The 19,672-nt window shown below is 35.2% G+C and carries 10 protein-coding genes; all 10 read left to right on the forward strand.

Going from position 1 to position 19,672, the window contains the following annotated elements; genetic code table 11:
- Positions 1–21 precede the first annotated feature (21 nt).
- The 10 genes from VB798_RS22005 to VB798_RS22050 all read left to right on the forward strand — a co-directional run bounded on the left by VB798_RS22005 (position 22) and on the right by VB798_RS22050 (position 19,627).
- A complete protein-coding gene (locus VB798_RS22005; RefSeq protein ID WP_323689400.1) occupies positions 22–1,035 on the forward strand; it encodes a PDDEXK nuclease domain-containing protein in 1,014 nt (337 codons plus the stop codon).
- Between the two features lie 262 nt (positions 1,036–1,297).
- On the forward strand, positions 1,298–1,975 hold the full coding sequence (locus VB798_RS22010; RefSeq protein WP_323689401.1) for an RNA polymerase sigma-70 factor: 678 nt from the start codon (positions 1,298–1,300) through the stop codon (positions 1,973–1,975).
- A 62-nt stretch (positions 1,976–2,037) separates the two neighbouring features.
- The gene (locus VB798_RS22015; protein ID WP_323689402.1) at positions 2,038–3,018 is read left to right on the forward strand and encodes a FecR family protein; all 981 of its coding nucleotides are present in this window, start codon (positions 2,038–2,040) and stop codon (positions 3,016–3,018) included.
- A gap of 30 nt (positions 3,019–3,048) precedes the next feature.
- Positions 3,049–6,576, forward strand: coding sequence for a SusC/RagA family TonB-linked outer membrane protein (locus VB798_RS22020; protein ID WP_323689403.1), 3,528 nt, complete (start codon positions 3,049–3,051; stop codon positions 6,574–6,576).
- Positions 6,577–6,632: 56 nt separating this feature from the next.
- A complete protein-coding gene (locus VB798_RS22025; protein WP_323689404.1) occupies positions 6,633–8,579 on the forward strand; it encodes a RagB/SusD family nutrient uptake outer membrane protein in 1,947 nt (648 codons plus the stop codon).
- 155 nt (positions 8,580–8,734) lie between these two features.
- Positions 8,735–9,658 carry a DUF5017 domain-containing protein gene (locus VB798_RS22030; protein ID WP_323689405.1) on the forward strand — a complete coding sequence of 308 codons (924 nt, stop codon included), beginning with the start codon at positions 8,735–8,737 and terminating at the stop codon, positions 9,656–9,658.
- Between the two features lie 420 nt (positions 9,659–10,078).
- Entirely contained in the window at positions 10,079–12,931 is a 2,853-nt protein-coding gene (locus tag VB798_RS22035; protein ID WP_323689406.1) for a SusC/RagA family TonB-linked outer membrane protein, read from the forward strand.
- Positions 12,932–12,991: 60 nt separating this feature from the next.
- The gene (locus tag VB798_RS22040; RefSeq protein ID WP_323689407.1) at positions 12,992–14,665 is read left to right on the forward strand and encodes a RagB/SusD family nutrient uptake outer membrane protein; all 1,674 of its coding nucleotides are present in this window, start codon (positions 12,992–12,994) and stop codon (positions 14,663–14,665) included.
- A complete protein-coding gene (locus tag VB798_RS22045; protein WP_323689408.1) occupies positions 14,652–17,864 on the forward strand; it encodes a SusC/RagA family TonB-linked outer membrane protein in 3,213 nt (1,070 codons plus the stop codon). Before VB798_RS22040 ends, VB798_RS22045 begins: the two co-directional genes overlap by 14 nt.
- Before the next feature lie 32 nt (positions 17,865–17,896).
- Positions 17,897–19,627 (forward strand): RagB/SusD family nutrient uptake outer membrane protein, encoded by a 1,731-nt coding sequence (locus VB798_RS22050; protein WP_323689409.1) that lies wholly within the window; start codon positions 17,897–17,899, stop codon positions 19,625–19,627.
- Positions 19,628–19,672 lie beyond the last annotated feature (45 nt).

Raw genomic sequence — 19,672 nt, forward strand, 5'->3', positions numbered from 1 at the left:
AAATTTTAATATCTGATTAGTATGGAATTACAAGAATATCAAACGCTTTTAAATCAAATAAAGTCAACCATTCATCAAGCTCAAGTTCGAGCGACTTTAGCAGTAAATTCCGAAGGAATTATACTTTATTGGCAAATTGGAGAAATGATAGCCAAAAAGCAAGCTAATGAAGGATGGTCTGCTAAAGTGATTCCTAGATTGTCCGCAGATCTAAAAAATGAATTTTCAGAACAAAAAGGTTACTCTGAGCGAAATTTGAGCAGAATGCTCACTTTTTTTAACGAATATCCTGATATGGCAATTTTGCCACAAGCTGTGGCAAAATTGCCATGGGGGCATAATATCTTGCTTATACAGAAAATAAAAGATACTGATACTCGGCTTTGGTATGCACAACAGTGTCTTGAAAATGGATGGGGACGTGAAACGCTTGATTGGCAAATTAAGAATCAGTTACATTTACGCCAAAATAAAGCCATTAGCAATTTTGGAACTACATTGCCTCAGCCACAATCTGACTTGGCACAACAAACACTCAAAGATCCATATCTCTTTGATTTCCTGACACTTGACACACAATATAGAGAAAAAGATATTGAAAATCAATTAATCAAACACGTAAGTAAGTTCTTGTTGGAATTAGGAAAAGGATTTGCTTTTATGGGACAACAATATCATTTGACCATTGCCGATAATGATTATTACCTTGACCTACTATTTTATCATACACGTCTTAGATGCTACGTGGTTATTGAACTGAAAAACACCAAGTTTAAGCCAGAATATGCTGGAAAGTTAAATTTCTACCTCTCAGCTGTGGATAGTCTGGTGAAGATGCCTGATGATAACCCAACTATCGGCTTATTGCTTTGTAAAGAAAAAAACAATCTAGAAGTCGAATTTTCACTTAGGGATATGTCAAAACCCATAGGAGTAAGTGAGTATATTGTTACACCTAATTTACCAGATAATCTAAAAAGTAGTTTACCAACTATTGAGGAAATCGAAGAACAATTGAAAGAAAATGACAATTAAAGCCAATTATAAATTATAAGCTGATTAGAGACATTAAAAGAGTTTAAAATCAAACGTATGACTATGGTGAAGTGTTTTAACATTTTTTACAATATTCTTCAATACCTATGTGCCAAAAATAATTTTCAAGTTTTTTTAAATAAAAAGTATTCGAAAAAGAGTACAATTTGTAGTTTTTTTTATCTTTAATATAGAAGGTTCAATATAAATGTTTATTCAGGCTTTCTGTTATTGATTTTAAAGCGATATACTAACGAAAGCAATGAGTATTCTAAATGATAAAATAGCAGTTCAAGAAAAAGAACCTGAATCTTTTTTTATTGTAAATAATGATAATATTCGAGTGAATACTACCAAGATGCTTGATACCGAATATTTGATTAAAGAAGCGTTTAAAGAGAATATTGACAAAGGTATAGAGTTACTTTTTGTGAATTACTATTCCATTTTGTGTAATCATGCCATTCGTTATGTTACTTCAAAAGAAATTGCAGAAGATATTGTATCAGATGTATTCTTTGAATTTCATACCAAAGCATTATATACAACAATTAATACATCTTTCAGAGCGTATTTGTTTATGTGTGTAAGAAATAGAGCTTACGATTATATCAGAGCAGAAATTCGCCATAAAAATACTTCTTTAGATGAAGCCATTTATGTAGTCGCAGAAAAAGACAACCATCCAGATTCGGTAATACAGTATGAAGAACTATATCAGGATGTTGAAAAAGCCATAAATGAAATGCCTTTAAAAAGGAGAGAAATATATCTTCTAAATCGTTTTGAAGGGAAGAAAAGCCAAGAAATTGCGGATGACTTAGATGTCTCTATCAGAACGGTTGAAGGACATTTATACCAAGCAGTACGACAAATAAAGGAAACTCTTCAAGGAAAATGGAGCTTAATCGTAGCATGTTTTGTAAATTTATTTCTTTAATTTTTACTAACAGTAAGTATTAGTCTCTTGGCGTTCGTCATGTAAGAAATACGGAATAAATTATGAAACCGCTTATCACCAAAGAATATTTATATCATTACTTCGACGGCAAGGCAACATCATTGCAGAAACAATACATTGATGAATGGGTTAAACATCCTGATAATATGGAGTTTTTCTATGAATGTTTAGCACAATGGGAAAAACAACATCTGCAATATTGGGCTCCTGCACAGCAGGGATATCACCGTCATATAAGAAGAATAAAGGATTTCAACGCAGACAAAAATCTAGCTGAAACAACAGCCCCGAATCAGGAAAAGAAACCATTCTCATTCTTGATTGCGGCATCTGTTGGATTATTATGTTTGATAGGATTAAGTTTTTTTTTCAAAGAAACAATTTTCAATATAACCTATACAACCACTTTCGGAGAAACCCAAAAAATTACATTGGATGATGGCTCAGAAGTATTCTTGAATGCTAACTCGTCCTTAACTGTACCTCGCTTTGGGTTTAGTAATTATACCCGTTCGGTTGCATTGACAGGAGAAGCCAGTTTTTCAATCAAGCACTTGCCTGATAATCAGCATTTTATTGTTAGGACAGATAATCAATTTGAAGTAGAAGTATTAGGGACAGATTTTTTAATATTTAGTCGGGAACGAGGTGGAAAAGTTGTGCTTTTAAAAGGTGAAGTACAATTTAAAGGACTAGAAAAGCAAATCACAATGAAACCAGGTGATTTGGTGACGGTGACAGCCAATGGTGTAACGGCTTTCTCACAAAGTAAAAATCCTGAAAAATTTTCTTTATGGAAAGAACATCGCTTTGTTTTTGAGGAAACTACCCTTGAAGAATTAGCTTTTATTATCCAAGAAAACTTTGGATTAGTCTTAGTACTTCCTGATAAAGAAATAGCAAAATGGACTATTTCTGGGTCATTCCCAGCCAAAAATATAGAAGAATTACTAGCAACGATTTCGGTAGCATCGAATCTTAATTTTAAAAAAGAAGGAAAAAAAGTAATTATTGTTCAGTAGTGATAACTGAAATCCGAAAGTATATTTAACATGAAAAAAGACTTGCTGTCTTTTCGTTTTGGACTGCTTTTAGTAGTTTTTTTTCTTTTTAGGAATAACCTAAAAGCTAACTTGTCCTTTACTGAAAAACAGTATAATAAGCACACGTTTACACCAAAAAAAAAGCTCAAAGAGGTACTCCAAGAGCTCAAGAAATATTATCAAATAGATATTCTGTTTTTCGACAAAAATGTAGAAGGATTTACAGTAAATCCAGCAAAACTAGATTTCCACAAGAAAATAGAATATAATTTAGATATTCTCCTAAAGCCTTTCAACCTTACCTATAGCAAAACCCAAACAGGAGTTTATGTTATTTTTCCTAATAAAGCGAATTCTATTAAAGAAAACATCGCTCCTCAAACAGCTAATAATAAACAATCATCAGACAATATTCTTAGTCTAATCAATATTACAGGAATTGTAAAAGACAGCACAGGTAAAGCAATTTCAGGAGTAAATATCCTCCTTAAAAACACAAAAAAAGGGACTTATACAGACGAAAATGGGCATTTCAAAATATCTACCCCAGTTTATACAACACTTATATTTAGTTATATAGGATTTAAAAGCCAAGAGATTTTGGTTGAAAATCAGACAAACTTTAGCATTGTTTTACGTGAAGAAACCAATACTTTAGATGAAATTGAAATCATTTCCACAGGCTATGAAATGATTAATAAAAGAGATCATACAGGTGCAACAGGGAGTATCAAAATGTCAGATTTATCTAAAGCCCCTGTGCGTTCTGTTGATGAAGCTTTGGGAGGAAGAATAGCTGGAGTACAAGTAGTTTCACCAGATGGGCAACCAGGAGCAAATAGTGATATTGTGATTAGAGGAATTGGTTCAATATCACAAGGTACAGGACCCTTGTATATTATTGATGGTTTTATTCAGGAAAGCATCAATTTCAATGCCTTGAATATGGACGATATTGCTTCGATAGAAGTCCTAAAAGATGCTTCTTCAACTGCTATTTATGGTGCTAGAGGTTCAAATGGTGTATTAATTATTATAACTAAACGAGGAACAAAACCCAAACCGACATTTATCTACAATGCTTATTATGGCACACAAAGTATCATCAAGAAGATGGAATTATTGAATGCCTATGAATTTGTAAAACTTCAATCAGAAATTAATCCTACTTGGGCAACCCAAAACTATTTTACCAACGGTAGAACACTTGAAAGTTACCGAAATGCTCAGACGATTGATTGGCAAGATAAAATGTTCAATCCAGCACCATATCAAAATCATTCTTTATCCTTTTCGGGCTCAACAGGTAGAACAAGTTATATACTATCTGGAAATTTTGTTGACCAAAAAGGTATTCTTATCAAAAGTGGCTTTAAGCGTTATCAAGGTAGATTTACTTTAGATCAAGAGATTAATCAAAACATGAAAGTTGGGATTACCAATAATTATAGTGTAGTTAACACCTTCGGGAATATTGCCAATACTCAAACTTTATCGGGTGTTAGCGCTTACAACAATTATCCTTTTTATAATTTAATGTATAACATTTGGACTTACAGACCCCTGAGTGGTGGAAGTTTAACAGATTTAGAGAATAACCTAGAAGACCAAGGAGCGGGAATAGGAGATACAGATAGATTCAATCCCTATATACAAACAATGAATGAAGTAAACGAGTACACCAATCGCAGTTTATCTTCAAATGTGTATTTGGAATATTCTTTTGCCAAAAACTTTAAGCTTAAATTAACAGGGGGGATTAACATTTGGGACGACGAACGTCGTCAGTTTTATAATTCTCAAACAAGACTCGGAAGTAATCTATCAAGCCTAGGTATTTTAAATGGTCCTAATGGATCAATCAATAGCAATAATTTTTTGAGTTACCAAAATGAGAACCTTTTGTTTTATACTAAAAAAATCAACAAAAATCATCTTTTGAATGTAATGACAGGCTTTACACTTCAAAAAAATACCAGTAAAGCAAGATGGTTTACTGCGATACAAGTACCGAACGAAAGCTTAGGAATAAATGGTTTATATGAAGGGATTGCTTACAGAGTGGGAGAATCGTCAACAACAAATGCTATTTTATCTTACCTAGGTCGTATCAATTATAGTTATCAAGGTAAGTATTTATTGACTCTAACAATGCGGGCAGACGGCTCTTCTAAATTTGTAGGAAATCACCGTTGGGGATATTTCCCTTCTGGTGCTATTGCTTGGCGATTTAGCGATGAGCCTTTTATGGGTAAATTAAACTTTGTTTCTGAAGCAAAACTAAGAGCTAGTTATGGCTTTACGGGAAACAATAGAATAGGAGATTTTGCTACTTATGCAAGAATAGTGAATAATAATCGGTACTACTTTAATAATTCTATAACACAAGCAGTAGCACCAGCTTCTATTGCCAACCCAAACCTTAGTTGGGAAACAGCTGCTATGCTAGATGTGGGGCTTGAATTATCTCTATTTAATCATAAAGTATCCTTTGAAATTGATTATTATCGAAAAAACACTTACAATCTTTTATTAGATGCAAATATTTCTAGTACTACAGGTTTTAATAGTACCATTCAAAACATTGGTGATATTCAAAATGACGGATTAGAAACAACCTTGAATTGGAAAAATATCAAAACAAAAAACTTTACTTGGAATAGTAATTTTAATATAGCGTTTAATAGTAACAAAGTATTAGGGCTAGCTAATAATGAAATAGCTCGACTAGAAAGTTCCGTTTCAAACTCTTATACAGCCGATCTCAATAACATACCGCTTTATATTGCTAAAATTGGAATGCCTGTTGCCCAATTCTATGGATTTATTTCAGATGGACTTTACCAAGTAGCAGACTTTGAAAAGATTCCGACAGGAAGCACATTTACTTATATTTTAAAAGAAGGAGTACCTTATGGAGGAACAAATAGAAGTGCCATTCAACCAGGAGATATAAAATTAAAAGACCTCAATGGCGATGGAATCTTAAATAATAATGATATGACCGTTATCGGTCATCCATTGCCAATTCATATTGGGGGTTTTACCAACACACTCACGTACAAAAATTTTGATTTACAGGTATTTATGCAATGGTCTTATGGTAATCAAGTATTTAATGGCAACCGCTTGCAAATGGAAGGAACTACCTCTGGAGATAGCCGAGGTTTAGGACTGAATATGTTTGCGGCTTATGCTGACCATTGGACTTTTGAAAACCAGACAGCTCGTTATCCAAGGGCTTTGGTAAACTCAAGTTCTAGGCGTGCTTATACTTCAGATTTGATTGAATACGCCTCTTATTTACGGTTAAAAACACTTTCGTTTGGCTATAGACTATCCAAAAAATGGCTTAAAAATTTGGGAATTGAAAACCTACGATGTTATTTTTCTGCACAAAATATATTGACATGGACTAAATACCAAGGGCCAGACCCTGAAGTATCTACCAAAAATAGCCCTTTAACACCAGGTTTTGATTTTTCGCCATATCCTAGGGCTAAAACGATTGTAACAGGACTAAACATTACTTTTTAAATATTATAACGATGTTTAATAAAACTAGCTTTTTTTTGGGGATATTAATGGCTTTCATGAGCTTATCGTGTCAAAGCTTTTTAGATATTAAGCCCGAAGACTCTTTGACTACATCATCCTATTATCAAACTAAACAACAGATAAATAATGCTTTAACGGCACTTTATGCTCCATTAAAAGGTACGGCTTTAGGGGAAAATTATTTGATTCGAGTAATAGCTCCTTCTGATGAAGGGTATTATTTTTCAAAAGTAAGAATTGGCCCTGCAACCATCAGTAATTCTGCAGATGATAGTGATATATATCAAGTATGGCAGGCTTGCTATGTGGCTATTAATTATGCCAATAATTTGCTTGAAGGGCTTGAAAAATCTTCTACTTTGGATATTACGACTCAAAACCATGCAAGAGGAGAAGCCAAATTTTTAAGAGGGTATTATTATTTTTTATTGGCTCAATGGTTTGGAGATGTACCGTTACACCTTGACGCTAGTAAAAATGCAAACGATGGCATTCGTGAACGAAAACCCGTAAAAGAAGTCTATGACCAGATTATTAAAGACATGACTGAAGCCGACAGCTTGTTGGAAGATCAAACTTTAATAAGGATAGGTTATGCCGAACGAGTTACCAAAAGTGCAGTAGAGGGAATATTGGCAAGAGTTTGCTTATATGCCGCAGGTGAACCAGTCAATGATACAAAGAGATATAAAGATGCCTTGTTTTGGGCTAAAAAGTTGATTGCCAGTGGCGAACATGCTCTTAATTCTGATTTCAGGCAAATATTTATCAATCATTCACAAGATAAATATGATTTAAAAGAAAGCATTTGGGAGGTTGGTTATTCTTTCGTGGGTTCTGGTTCAAGCCAAAATGCTTCTGGTGTAGTCGGCGTATATGCTGGCGTAGCACAAACATACACACCCATGGTAAATGGTGTGGTGTCTTATGATAGTGGTTATGTATATGGTTATGAAAAAGTACATCCAAGGCTTTATAATATTTATGAAGCTGGTGATGTACGCAGAGATTGGACAATTGGCAACTATAATTATAACAATGGCATACGTACCTACTTAAGCCCAACACAACTATGGGAAAGAATGCCAGCTAAATGGAGAAGAGAGTATGAATCTGCACAGATACGCTCTGAGCAACGTTCTAATTCTACTAATTTTCCTTTATTACGTTATTCTGATGTACTATTGATGTTGGCAGAAGCCGAAAATGAAGTAAATGGACCTACAGATTTAGCCTATGAAGCTATAAATCAAGTAAGAAGAAGGGCGATTATTCCAACAAAAGTAGTGAATACATTATTGATGACCAATCAAGGCTCTGGTTATACGAGTGTTCCAAGCATTACAATTACTGGGGGAGGTGGAATAGGCTTAAGTATTTTACCCACAGTGGTATCAGGAAGGGTACATCTTATTCTTCGTAATCAGGGTAATTCTTATACCAGTTCGCCGACGATTAGTATCGGGAATCAATGGCAAAACAATACCTATTACAGTGCAGGTACACAAGTGGCTGTAGCGAGTAGATTATATAATGTAACATTGGCAGGAACAAGTACAAATACCGCTCCAAGTAATGGCTCTGGGTCTTCTAGTGCTGCAACAACAGGTGCAGTATTTACTTACGTTGGGCCGTCGGCTCAGGTTATAGCGATTTTGAGTAATCAACCGACTGTAGAATTACCGATGAATTTTTCAAAATCTACTTTCAGAAAAGCGATTCAAGATGAACGTTATCGAGAATTAGCTTTTGAAGGGTTACGTTTTGCAGATTTAAGACGTTGGGGAATATTGGTTTCTACCTTCAAAAGTCTAGCAAATGATATTAATGGAAATAGTCTAAGTATTCCTGTCGCACCTGTCAACTTAGCTGTTGAAGCCCTTGGTCCAGTTAATAATATTTCTGCTAGAGACATTTTCTGGCCAATTCCTATCAGAGACCTTATTCTAAATCCTAAAATGGCCCAAAATGTAGGTTTTTAACTTCAATATCATTTAATAGAGAATATAATAGTATTAAAGAGAGATTTAGTTGTATAGAGTATATTTGTTGGCTAATAGCTTATAGTGATAAATTTAATATTCAAGCACCATTTACGCAAAATCAAATAGTCAATTTGTTAAAGTATATTTTAGCAATGAAATGTAGAAAACAGATAAAATACCTTTTTGTTGGATTATTAATTGGGTTTGTTCTATGTTTTGTTGCTTGCAATAGTAAAGATGTTTTACCGCCTGATTTTGAAGTATTGATTGATAGTAATTCCTACAAAGTAAATACTAATGTTATTTTTAAGTTCAAGGGAAATCCAGATCAAATTTATTTTTATTCTGGAGAAGTCGGAAAAAAATACGAGAACCGCCAACGGACTAATGCTTCAAATGCTACTAATGTTTTTTCATTTAATTCTTCAGTTTCTCCAAACAATGCTTTGAGAAATTTATCAGTATTATTGTCAAATGATTTTAACGGAATAATGGATTCCACCAGTATTTATAAAGCTAGTTGGAAAGATATTTCTAGTAGAATAACATGGGCAAGTACAAGTACACCTTTGTTTTCAGGAATAATAGACGTCACAGCATTTCAAACTGAGCGTGATACGCTTTATATAGCCTTTAAATATCTTAGAGATTCCCCAAGTTTACAAGCCAGTAGATGGACATTAAGTAATTTTGTCTGGAATAATATTTTTCCTGAAGGTAAAATCTATCCATATAATACCAATACTAATGATATTAGACTTGCGGGTTTTCAAGCACTAAGTATAAAAGGAGCAACCATCAAGTGGGCAATAAATAGTACCTTGATGATTAATGAGGGATTATCTACAAATCTTTCTAGCCTAGAAGAAGACTGGGTGATTTCTAAAGCATTTAATATGTCTCGTATTGCTCCAGATTTAGCAACTCCTATCAAAAATACATCTCAGTTAATTACTAATTATGCTTATAAATTTACCTCCCCTGGTATCTACAACGTTGTCTTTGTCGCTTCTAATGTAAATATCTCTGGTACTCAGGAAGTACAGAAAGCCTTAACTATTCAAATTACTAATTAGTCCTTTTTATTTCTCTTTGAAAAAAGATTAAAAAAACCTCAAATAGACTAAGTAATTCTAATTCTTAGTTCGTCAAGGATAATATGAAATAAACTTGACTATTTTGTACAAAACCATTTTGTAGCTCAGAAGAATATAAATAATATCTTTTTAATTAAATCAGGCTTTTTTTAAATGAACGCTTAAACAATTAAGTAAGTATTTTGAAAATAGTCTAAATATTCTTAGTACTGAATTAATGGAGTGTAAAAGCTTAAAAAAATAGTATTTTATCAAAATAGTAGCATAGTTTTTAGTCTTTAATGTTGAATAATATAGGTTTTTTTATAATCAGCCCGAATTAAAGTATTTAGTAGCACAAACGATTAACTTTTATAATTAAAATTTGAAGCATTGTATTTTTAACCAATCATAATTAAGATGAATAAACGATTATCATTTTTATTTTGCAGGAGGCTTGTTCTGATTATTCCTATTGTATTATGTACTGGAATTTTGGAAGCAAACGGACAAAAAGTATCAAAGCGTGTTAAGATTGATAGTACTTCTTCTGAAAAAACTGTTGAAATTCTACACGGAAGTCAACGGAGAGGCTCTATTATTCAATCCATTGGCATCCTTGATGGAAGTTCGTTGTTAGGTACGCCAAGTGCTAGCTTTGTACAAGGCTTACCAGGCAGGCTAACTGGATTGAACATTTTTATTTCCAGTGGCGCACCTGGTGGCGATGGTGCAGGTATTGGTTATAACCTTCGTAGCAGAGGTGCAATTGTTATGATAGATGGTGTGCAACGTTCGTTTACATCAATCGATCCAGAACAAATAGAATCTATTTCAGTATTGAAAGATGCGGTTTCAACGGTAATGTTTGGTCAGCGGTCTTCAAACGGGATTATTTATGTTACCACAAAAAAAGGAGATAAAGGTACACCACAAATTTCTTTCACTGCCCAAACTGCTATTCAAAGTCCTTTGTCTTTACCCAAACCATTATCGGCTTCGCAGTATGCAAGTCTATACAATGAGGCTCAGAAAAATGATTGGGGTTTAGCAACGGGTAATGCCCCTCAAAAATTTACGACTGCTGATATAGCAGCTTACGAAGATGGGTCTGACCCATTTGGACATCCGAATGTAGATTGGTATAAGACTATTCTTAATCCATCTTCAAAATTAGACCGTTATAATTTTAATATTCAAGGAAGCGGACCAACTGTACGTTACTTTGTTGACTTAGACTATCTGTCTGATAATGCTTTATTGAAAACATCCGATATCAATGTGTATAATACCAATGCTCAGCAAAGTCGCTACATTATGCGTTCTAATGTCGGGGCAGATATAACTAATACAACTAATTTACAAGTTAATATTTTTGGGAGAATACAAACCGGGAATCAACCCGGAAACGATGGTTTAGGTGGTATTATGAGTACATTGGTAACAACACCACAAAATGCCTACCCTGTTTTTAATCCTAATGGAAGTTTAGGGGGTAATGATATTTACAGCAATAATATCTGGGGACAATCGGTTTATTCGGGGTATAAACTAACAGATAGAAGAGATGTTTCAGTAGATTTAACATTGACTCAACGATTAGACAATATACTGGCTGGCTTATATACTAAAGTACAAGGTTCATATAACTATACAGGTGTTTATACCTCTACACGTAATAAGTCTTTTGCCGTTTTTACGCCTACTTCAGCAACAGCGTATCGACAAATTAATACAACTTCAGACCAAGCCAATAGTGGAGCCGCTGGCGATAGAATAGCTGTTACTTATGCAGAATTGTTGGTTGGTTACGATAAGATTTTAGGTAAACAAAAGCTTGGTTTTACTGTTGTAGCAAATAATCAAACAACTTATCCAACAGGTGGGCTTATTCCTGAAATTTATACTGATTATGCTGCTAAAGTATTGTATGGTTTTGATAATCGTTTTTTTGCAGAATATGCAGGAAGTTATGCAGGTTATAACCGATTCAGACCAGGTACTCAATTTGGTTTCTTTCATGCAGGGGGACTAGGCTGGAATATCCATAATGAGGCTTTTATACAAGATAATATAACTTGTATTAGTAATTTAAAACTTCGTAGTTCTTATGGATTGACGGGACAACAGAATACAGGATATTTTGACTATATCCAGCAATATACCGTTTGGGATGATGGTCGAAACCTTGGTGAAAATGCTTATTGGTGGGGACCAAATGCCAGCTTAGACCGTGGTTCATCTGAACTCAATACGGCTTTGGCAAACCCTAACATTACTTGGGAAAAAGCGAATAAGCTTAATCTGGGTATTGACCTTGGTCTTTGGAAAAACAAACTGACCCTAACTGCAGAATATTACAATAACCGTTACTTTGATTTGATGCAACAAAGAGGTTTGAATACTGCTATTTTAGGAAAAACTTATCCAGCCGAGAACCGTGGAATTAGTAGATTTTATGGTACAGAAGTCAGCATTACTTTTCAGAATAACATAAAAGATTTCTCTTATTTTGTTACTGGTAATTTTACTTCCAGTAGTTCAAAAAATATTTTCTCTGACGAAGCAGTACAAAAATATCCATATCAGGCAGTTACTGGCCTACCAGTAGGTATCAGAACAGGGTACACTGCCATTGGTTTATGGCAAAGTTATGATGAAATTAATAATACTGCCAATGCAGTGTTTGGAACAAGAACTTCAATCCGTCCAGGGGACATTCGCTATTTGGATAGAAATAATGATGGGGTAATCAATAACGATGATCGTGGTGTAATAGGGAGTACTAAATCATTTATGTTCTTTGGCTTGAACTTGGGTGGAAAATACAAAGGATTTGACTTCTCGATACTCTTTCAGGGCATTGGCAATAATGCAACAATAAACATTTTAGATCGCCAGGGGGAAATTGCTTTTGCAGGAACAGGAGGAAGAGGAAATGCTTTTGATCATAATTTAGATAGATGGACTCCAGAGAATCCTAATGCAAGCTATCCGAGAGTATGGCTAGGAACCAATACTAATAATGAATTGCCCTCTACTTATTGGGTGAGAGATGTTTCTTTCATCCGTTTAAAAAATGCTGAAATAGGCTATACTATTGCTGAAAACATTAGTAAAAAAGTAGGAGCAAATAGTATTCGCTTGTTTGTAAACGGACTCAATTTGTTAACTACTTCAGTCATCAAAAACAGAAGTTTTGACCCCGAAACCTACGGAACGGCATATCCATTGCAAAGGGTAGTCAATTTTGGTATCAATCTAAAATTTTAATTTCGAAATCATGAGGAGTAAGTCCACTGAATTGGGCAATAACAATTAACATTCAAATCAATGAAAAGATTTTCAACCATATTTTACACAATATGCCTCATTTCAACTTTGGTGTCTTGTATCAGTGAGTATGAATCAGAACCACGGAATGTAATTTCTGAAGATTACATTTGGTCTGATCCAACGACATTGAACGCCGAGTATTTTATTTCAAGTATTTATGCGACACTTCCAGGGGGAGGAAATCGACTGAACGGAGTAGCATTAGACTGTGCTACTGATGATGCTGTACCATCCGATGATGGCTCTGGAACTTGGTCGGTAATACGGTCTGGATATTCTTCAACAAGTACATTTGATGATAAATGGGCTACTTCGTATGCAGGTATCCGTAAGGCGAATATTTTTTTGGCAAACTACCAAAGAGTAGCATGGCTCGACCCCTTGAAGAAAAAATGGTTTCCAGCCGAAGCACGCTTTATTCGTGCTATTCATTATTTTGAATTAGTAAAACGCTATGGAGGTATTCCTCTCATTGGTGATAAAGTTCTTACTTTAACAGATGACTTGAATTTTCCAAGAAATTCAGTTAGTGAATGTTTTCAGTACCTTGTTTCTGAATGTGATGCCATTAAAGATTCATTAAGGACAGACCCAATTCCTTCTACTTTTTTTGGAAGAGTAGGAAAAGCCGCCGCCCTTACCTTAAAAACAAAAGTATTGTTGCTGGCGGCAAGTCCTCTCTATAATACAACCAACGACCTTAGTAAATGGAAAGCGGCAGCAGATGCAGCCAAAGAGGTAATAGACTTAGGAGCTTATACTTTAGAAGCCAACCGTTATACACTTGCTACTGCAAGAGTAAATAATGAGAATATTTTTATTCGTCAGGGTGGAAGTAATGCCAATGGTTATGTATATGAGGTATCACCTGTAGGTTATCGTCCAGGCAATACCGCAAGTGCTGGAAGGATAAGTCCTACCCAAGAGCTAGTTGATGCCTTTGGGATGAAAAATGGAAAAGCAATCACTGAAGTAGGTTCGGGCTATGATGCGACCAATCCCTATGCTAATCGTGACCCACGTTTAGATCAAACAATTTTTTATAACGGACAGACTTGGTTAAGAAGAGCGGTGGAAACGTTTGAGGGTGGGCAAGATAAACCCAATAGTACTTCGATAGCTGTTCAAACTAAAACGGGTTATTATTCTAAAAAATTATTAGCCAACGATGCTAATAGTACAACTTACTCGACAGTAAATGGAGCTTGGACAATCTTTAGATATGCCGATGTATTATTGATGTATGCTGAAGCCCTAAATGAATATGCAGGTCCAGGTGCAGCAAGCACTACAACTACTGCAGACGGGAAAACCATAAATGGTGTTTATGATGCTGTTCAGGCTATTCGCAACCGTGCTGGGTTGGTGCCGTATGCTTTAGCCAATGGATTGACCCAAACCCAAATGCGAGACATCATCCGTAATGAACGAAGAGTTGAATTTGCCTTTGAAGAGCAACGATTCTGGGATATTAGAAGATGGAAAACCGCAGAAAGTGTTTATGGCACAACACTCCATGGCGTTAAAATTACTAAAAATACTGCAGGCAAATTTATGTACGAGAAGATAGACGTAACCACGCCATTTTTTGCCTCTTATATGTATGTTTTTCCGATTGATAATGCTGAGATTTTGAAAAATTCAAAATTGATTCAAAATGAAGGCTACTAATGATTTAACGAAGAGATTTACTAACATGAAAATAGATAAATTACAATTTGTACATACTTTTTATCACACAAGAGGAATGTACCTAATAATGTTATTGATAACATTATTGTGTTCACAACAAGCTTTTTCGCAAGAGGTGGTTGTACAAGGGAAAGTACTTGATGAAGACAAGCAGACCATGGCTGGTGCAAGCATCATAGAGGTAGGTTATACACAAAACGGAACAACTACAGACGGTAAGGGATACTTTAAATTCACTTTAAGAGGTAAGAGTAAAACCATTCAGGTAAGATCTGTTGGCTATATCAGTAAGGAAATAAAGGTAGATGGACAAAAACCTTTGACGATAGCTTTAGAACCAGATACCAAAGGGCTTGAAGAAGTAATTGTAGTAGGTTTTGCCAAACAAAAGAAAATTACAAATACAGGGGCAGTGAGTTCAATCAATGCGGCGGTTATCAGAAGTATCCCTACTACCAATATTGCCAATACGCTTTCGGGTAGATTACCGGGTTTTTTCTCTCAGCAACGTTCTGGTCAGCCTGGAAACAATGCTGTTGATTTCTATATTCGTGGAAGTAACTCATTGGGAAACCGTGATGTCAGACCGTTGATTATTGTAGATGATATTGAATATACTTATGATCAAGTTCAGCAGTTAAATCCAGAAGAAATTGAAAATATATCTATCCTAAAAGATGCTTCTTCAACTGCTATTTATGGAATTAGAGGAGCTAATGGGGTATTGGTTATCACTACTAGAAGAGGAATTTCGGGAACGCCAAGAATCAATGTTACTGCTGAATATGGTTCACAAAACACCATTCGATTGCCTACTTACATGGACTCATATACAACTGCGATGTTGAATAATGAAGCTCGTGTAAATGATAACAACGTCTTATCGAGTGCACCTATTGCTCTTGAGTTTTCGGACAGAGATATTCAATTGTTCAAGGATGGTACAGACCCTTATGGGCATCCTAACGTAAATTGGGTAGATGCTGTTTTGAATAAAAGTGCTCCGCAATACAAGGCCAATATAGATATTAGTGGGGGTGGCAATTTGATAAAATATTTTGTTTCAGCAGGGGTTTATAGTCAAGACGGTATGGTGAAAAACTTTACACCTGCTGGTAGTGATATTTATAATAACTTTTTTTACAACAAAACGAACTTCAGATCCAACCTTGATATTACTCCTACCAAAACCTTGAAATTACGTTTTGATATTAATGGTCGTTTTGCAACTACTAACAGACCTAACGGTTTTAATGCCAATACTACCAATAGTAATCAAGGAATTATGTTTGAGTTATCTCAATACAATTATTCTGCACCTTATTATAGTGCACTACAAAACCCCAACGGAAGCTACGGTTATGGTGTTTATAAAGCCACCGGCGGTGGTGGTATAGCTTCAACAAATTTAATCAATGAGTTGACTAATGGTGGATATTATAGAACCTATAATAATGATTTGAACATTGTAGTAGGAGCAGAACAACAGCTTGAATTTATTACAAAGGGTTTGTCGATAAAAGGAAATTTGTCTTATGCAAGTGCCGTTCAGGATTCAAGGAACTTACTAAGAAATTATTCGTCTCTTCCTTCTTTTAACTATAATCAAACAACAGGGATTTATACACCAAAAAGTACAGTAGTGAGGTATCCAATTTATTCGTTGTCGGCACCAAATAATAGCTTCAATAGTACAGTAATTCTACAAGGAATGTTGAATTATGCCAGAACTTTTGGCTATCATCATGTTTCATCATTGTTGATGTACAACCGTAGAACATTTGTTGACAGAGCTGTACTTCCTCAAAATTATTTAGCAACTACACTAAGAGTTGGATACGATTACCAAAACAAATACATCATTGAGTTGAACGTTGCCAGAAATGGGAACGACCTTTTCCAAGAAAGTAATCGTTATGGTGTTTTTCCAGCGGTTTCCGTCGGATACAACCTTGCCGAAGATGCATTCTTTTCTAGGGTATTTCCAGTCTTTGATTTATTTAAAATCAGAGCCTCTTATGGTTTAGTAGGTTCTGATAATGGTATTTCAGCACCTGTTTTGAATCAAGTGTATTCTACTTCTGGTGGTGGCGTAGCAACACCTAATTTTGGAACAAGCTATTCGGTACATCCTTATATCAGAGAAGGGGCTTTAGTAAATCCCAATATTACTTGGGAAACTGAACGAAAAACAGACATCGGGATTGATGTAAATATGTTTAAAGGCAAAGTAAACATTACGGCCGACTATTTCGATAATTATCGTTACAATCAACTAATTAGCCAAAATGCTACGCCTTTATTCATCGGGCAGTCGATACCACAACGGAATAATGGTGAATCCGTCAATCGTGGTTTTGAAGTAATGGTCAGTTATAAAGGAGGTAATAAAAATGGATTAAATTACTCTATAATGGGAACGTTCTCTTATGCTAAAAACAAAATATTATATATATCTGAAGCTCCAGATTATCCATATTTAGCTCAAACGGGTCGTCAAATAGGTATGGATATTCTGTACAAATGGGCAGGATATTATCAACTGAGTGATTTTGATGAAAGTGGTAATGTAAAAGCAGGAGTACCAGCGCCAACATGGTCTAAAGTACAGCCAGGAGATATGAAATACGTTGATTTGAATAACGATGGCTTTATTACCAATGCTGACAGAACTTTTGCAAGTAAACCCAATCTACCAACATCTACTTATGGTTTAAATTTGGGCTTATCTTACAAAGGACTGAGTTTTTCAGCTTTAGTGCAGGGTGCTTACGACTATACTGTTAGGGTAATAGGTGAAGGCAGTGATGCTTTTTATGGGAATATTGTTCCTTGGCACATACAACGCTGGACGAGCTCAACATCCGAAACCGCTACCTTTCCAAGAATGGGTTTAAATGCTAGTGTCAATAACTCTTCATTTACAACAGCATCTGATTTTTGGAATGCAGATGCCTCATATATTCGTTTGCGATCTGTAGAAATAGCCTTTCAATTACCAAGTAAATTCTTTAACAACTCTATCGTGAAAAGTACAAGATTTTACATATCTGGCTATAATCTTCTGAATGTAAATAACATGAGTAAGTTTCAGCAAGATGCAGAGGTGTCTAACGGTTACGGAAATGCCTATCCAAATACTCGTAACTTCAATTTAGGTGTTCAAGTTGGTTTTTAAGAATGATTTTAATTCAATAGATAATAAATTCTATGAAAAAATATATAATGATTACCCTGAGTGCCATCATGCTTTGGTGTTCATCTTGCGATAGTGACTTCCTTGATCAAAAGGTACTCACAGTATTAAATGAAGAAACCGTTTTTACTGATAGTCTTCGTTCTGTTCAGTATTTAACAGGTATTTACGCAGACATCAACTTTTCTTGGTCTTTAAATAGAACAATGGGGGTTGGTGGTATGGGCTTATATGCTGCGTCTGATGAAGGAGACTTGGATAATGCCCAACCCAACTCTTATGTATTACGATTAATAGCTGGAGCTGGGAATGCTAGCAATGTTGATAAAACAATTTGGACGGTTGCTTATCAGCGTATCAGAGGTATTAATTTGATGTTGAGAAATAAGGATAAAATACCCGTTTCTGCAGCCTTAAAAACAAGGATGATAGCTGAAGCAAAATTTCTGAGAGCTTGGTATTATTTTACTTTGTTGAAACATTATGGGGGCATTTCATTGATGGGTGATAAGGTCTTTGAATTAACGGATAACTTAAACATTGCTCGCTCTAGTTATGAGGAAACCTTAAATTATATTTTAGGGGAGTGTGATGTTGCCGCAGCAGATTTGCCCTTGAATTATAATGGTACGCCTGATTATGGTAGAATTACAAAGGGAGCAGTATTAGCCCTAAAATCAAGAGCATTATTATATGCTGCTAGTCCGCTATTCAATGGTGGAATAGCTACAGTAACGACTGATGCCAATTTATCCAAATTATTAGGCTATTCAAATGCCGACCCTGAGCGTTGGAAAAAAGCCCTCGATGCTGCGGAAGCCGTAATTAATTTGAATCAATATGTTTTGAATACTTCTACAAGTACAACGCCAGGTGCTGGTTTTTATGAAACCTTCACTAAAAGAATTAATAATGAATATATTTTTACTTTTATGCGTGGTAATAACAAGTATGTAGAAAACTTGTTTGATATGCCTAGTCGTGGAAATAACACACCAAAGTGTTTTCCTTTCCAAGAAATGGTAGATGCCTTCGGGATGAAAAACGGATTGCCAATTACTGATGACAAATCAGGCTATAATCCAAATGATCCTTATACCAATCGTGACCCACGTTTTTATTATACCATTATTTATAATGGAGCTTTGCGTTTCCGTTCTGGTTTTTCTACAGAACAACCCGTTTATAGCTATGTGGGTAGTGGCTCAGATCAAATTTATACGATTACTACAACGGGATATTATTGTTACAAAATGATTGATAAGACTGCAGTAACCGCAGGGGGTAGTGAAACGGGACGTTGCGACCCTTTGATTCGTTATGCAGAAATTTTATTGAATGCGGCCGAAGCCAATAATGAATATTACGGAGCAACGACTAAGGTATATGACTATCTGATTCAAATCAGAAAAAGAGCAGGAATTACTGCTGGTGCTGATAATTTATATGGATTGAAAGCCAACATGACTAAAGAAGAAATGCGTAGTGCCATCATGAATGAACGTAGAGTTGAATTGGCATTTGAGGAACACCGTTATTGGGACGTAAGAAGATGGAAAATTGCAGAACAAATCGAAAACAAAACTATGACAGGTATGGAAATCAACAGATTAGCCAATGGTACTTATACTTATACAAAGATTTCAACTCGCCAGCATGTGTTTAAACCTGAAATGTACTTTTGGCCAATTCCACAAAGTGAAATTATTAAAGCACCAGCATTGAAGCAGAATCCGGGTTATTAAGGATGTTTGGATGAATCATAGCACATAGCACTAAGATTTAAAAAT

It is taken from the genome of Arcicella lustrica (assembly GCF_034930985.1).
GTDB lineage: Bacteria > Bacteroidota > Bacteroidia > Cytophagales > Spirosomataceae > Arcicella > Arcicella lustrica.

What these genes read in the sequence shown, in the direction of transcription:
- VB798_RS22045 (WP_323689408.1), top strand. Translation starts at nt 14,652, where the DNA reads ATGAAGGCTACTAATGATTTAACGAAGAGATTTACTAACATGAAAATA.
- VB798_RS22015 (WP_323689402.1), top strand. Translation starts at nt 2,038, where the DNA reads ATGAAACCGCTTATCACCAAAGAATATTTATATCATTACTTCGACGGC.
- VB798_RS22035 (WP_323689406.1), top strand. Translation starts at nt 10,079, where the DNA reads ATGAATAAACGATTATCATTTTTATTTTGCAGGAGGCTTGTTCTGATT.
- VB798_RS22010 (WP_323689401.1), top strand. Translation starts at nt 1,298, where the DNA reads ATGAGTATTCTAAATGATAAAATAGCAGTTCAAGAAAAAGAACCTGAA.
- VB798_RS22005 (WP_323689400.1), top strand. Translation starts at nt 22, where the DNA reads ATGGAATTACAAGAATATCAAACGCTTTTAAATCAAATAAAGTCAACC.
- VB798_RS22050 (WP_323689409.1), top strand. Translation starts at nt 17,897, where the DNA reads ATGAAAAAATATATAATGATTACCCTGAGTGCCATCATGCTTTGGTGT.
- VB798_RS22020 (WP_323689403.1), top strand. Translation starts at nt 3,049, where the DNA reads ATGAAAAAAGACTTGCTGTCTTTTCGTTTTGGACTGCTTTTAGTAGTT.
- VB798_RS22040 (WP_323689407.1), top strand. Translation starts at nt 12,992, where the DNA reads ATGAAAAGATTTTCAACCATATTTTACACAATATGCCTCATTTCAACT.
- VB798_RS22030 (WP_323689405.1), top strand. Translation starts at nt 8,735, where the DNA reads ATGAAATGTAGAAAACAGATAAAATACCTTTTTGTTGGATTATTAATT.
- VB798_RS22025 (WP_323689404.1), top strand. Translation starts at nt 6,633, where the DNA reads ATGAGCTTATCGTGTCAAAGCTTTTTAGATATTAAGCCCGAAGACTCT.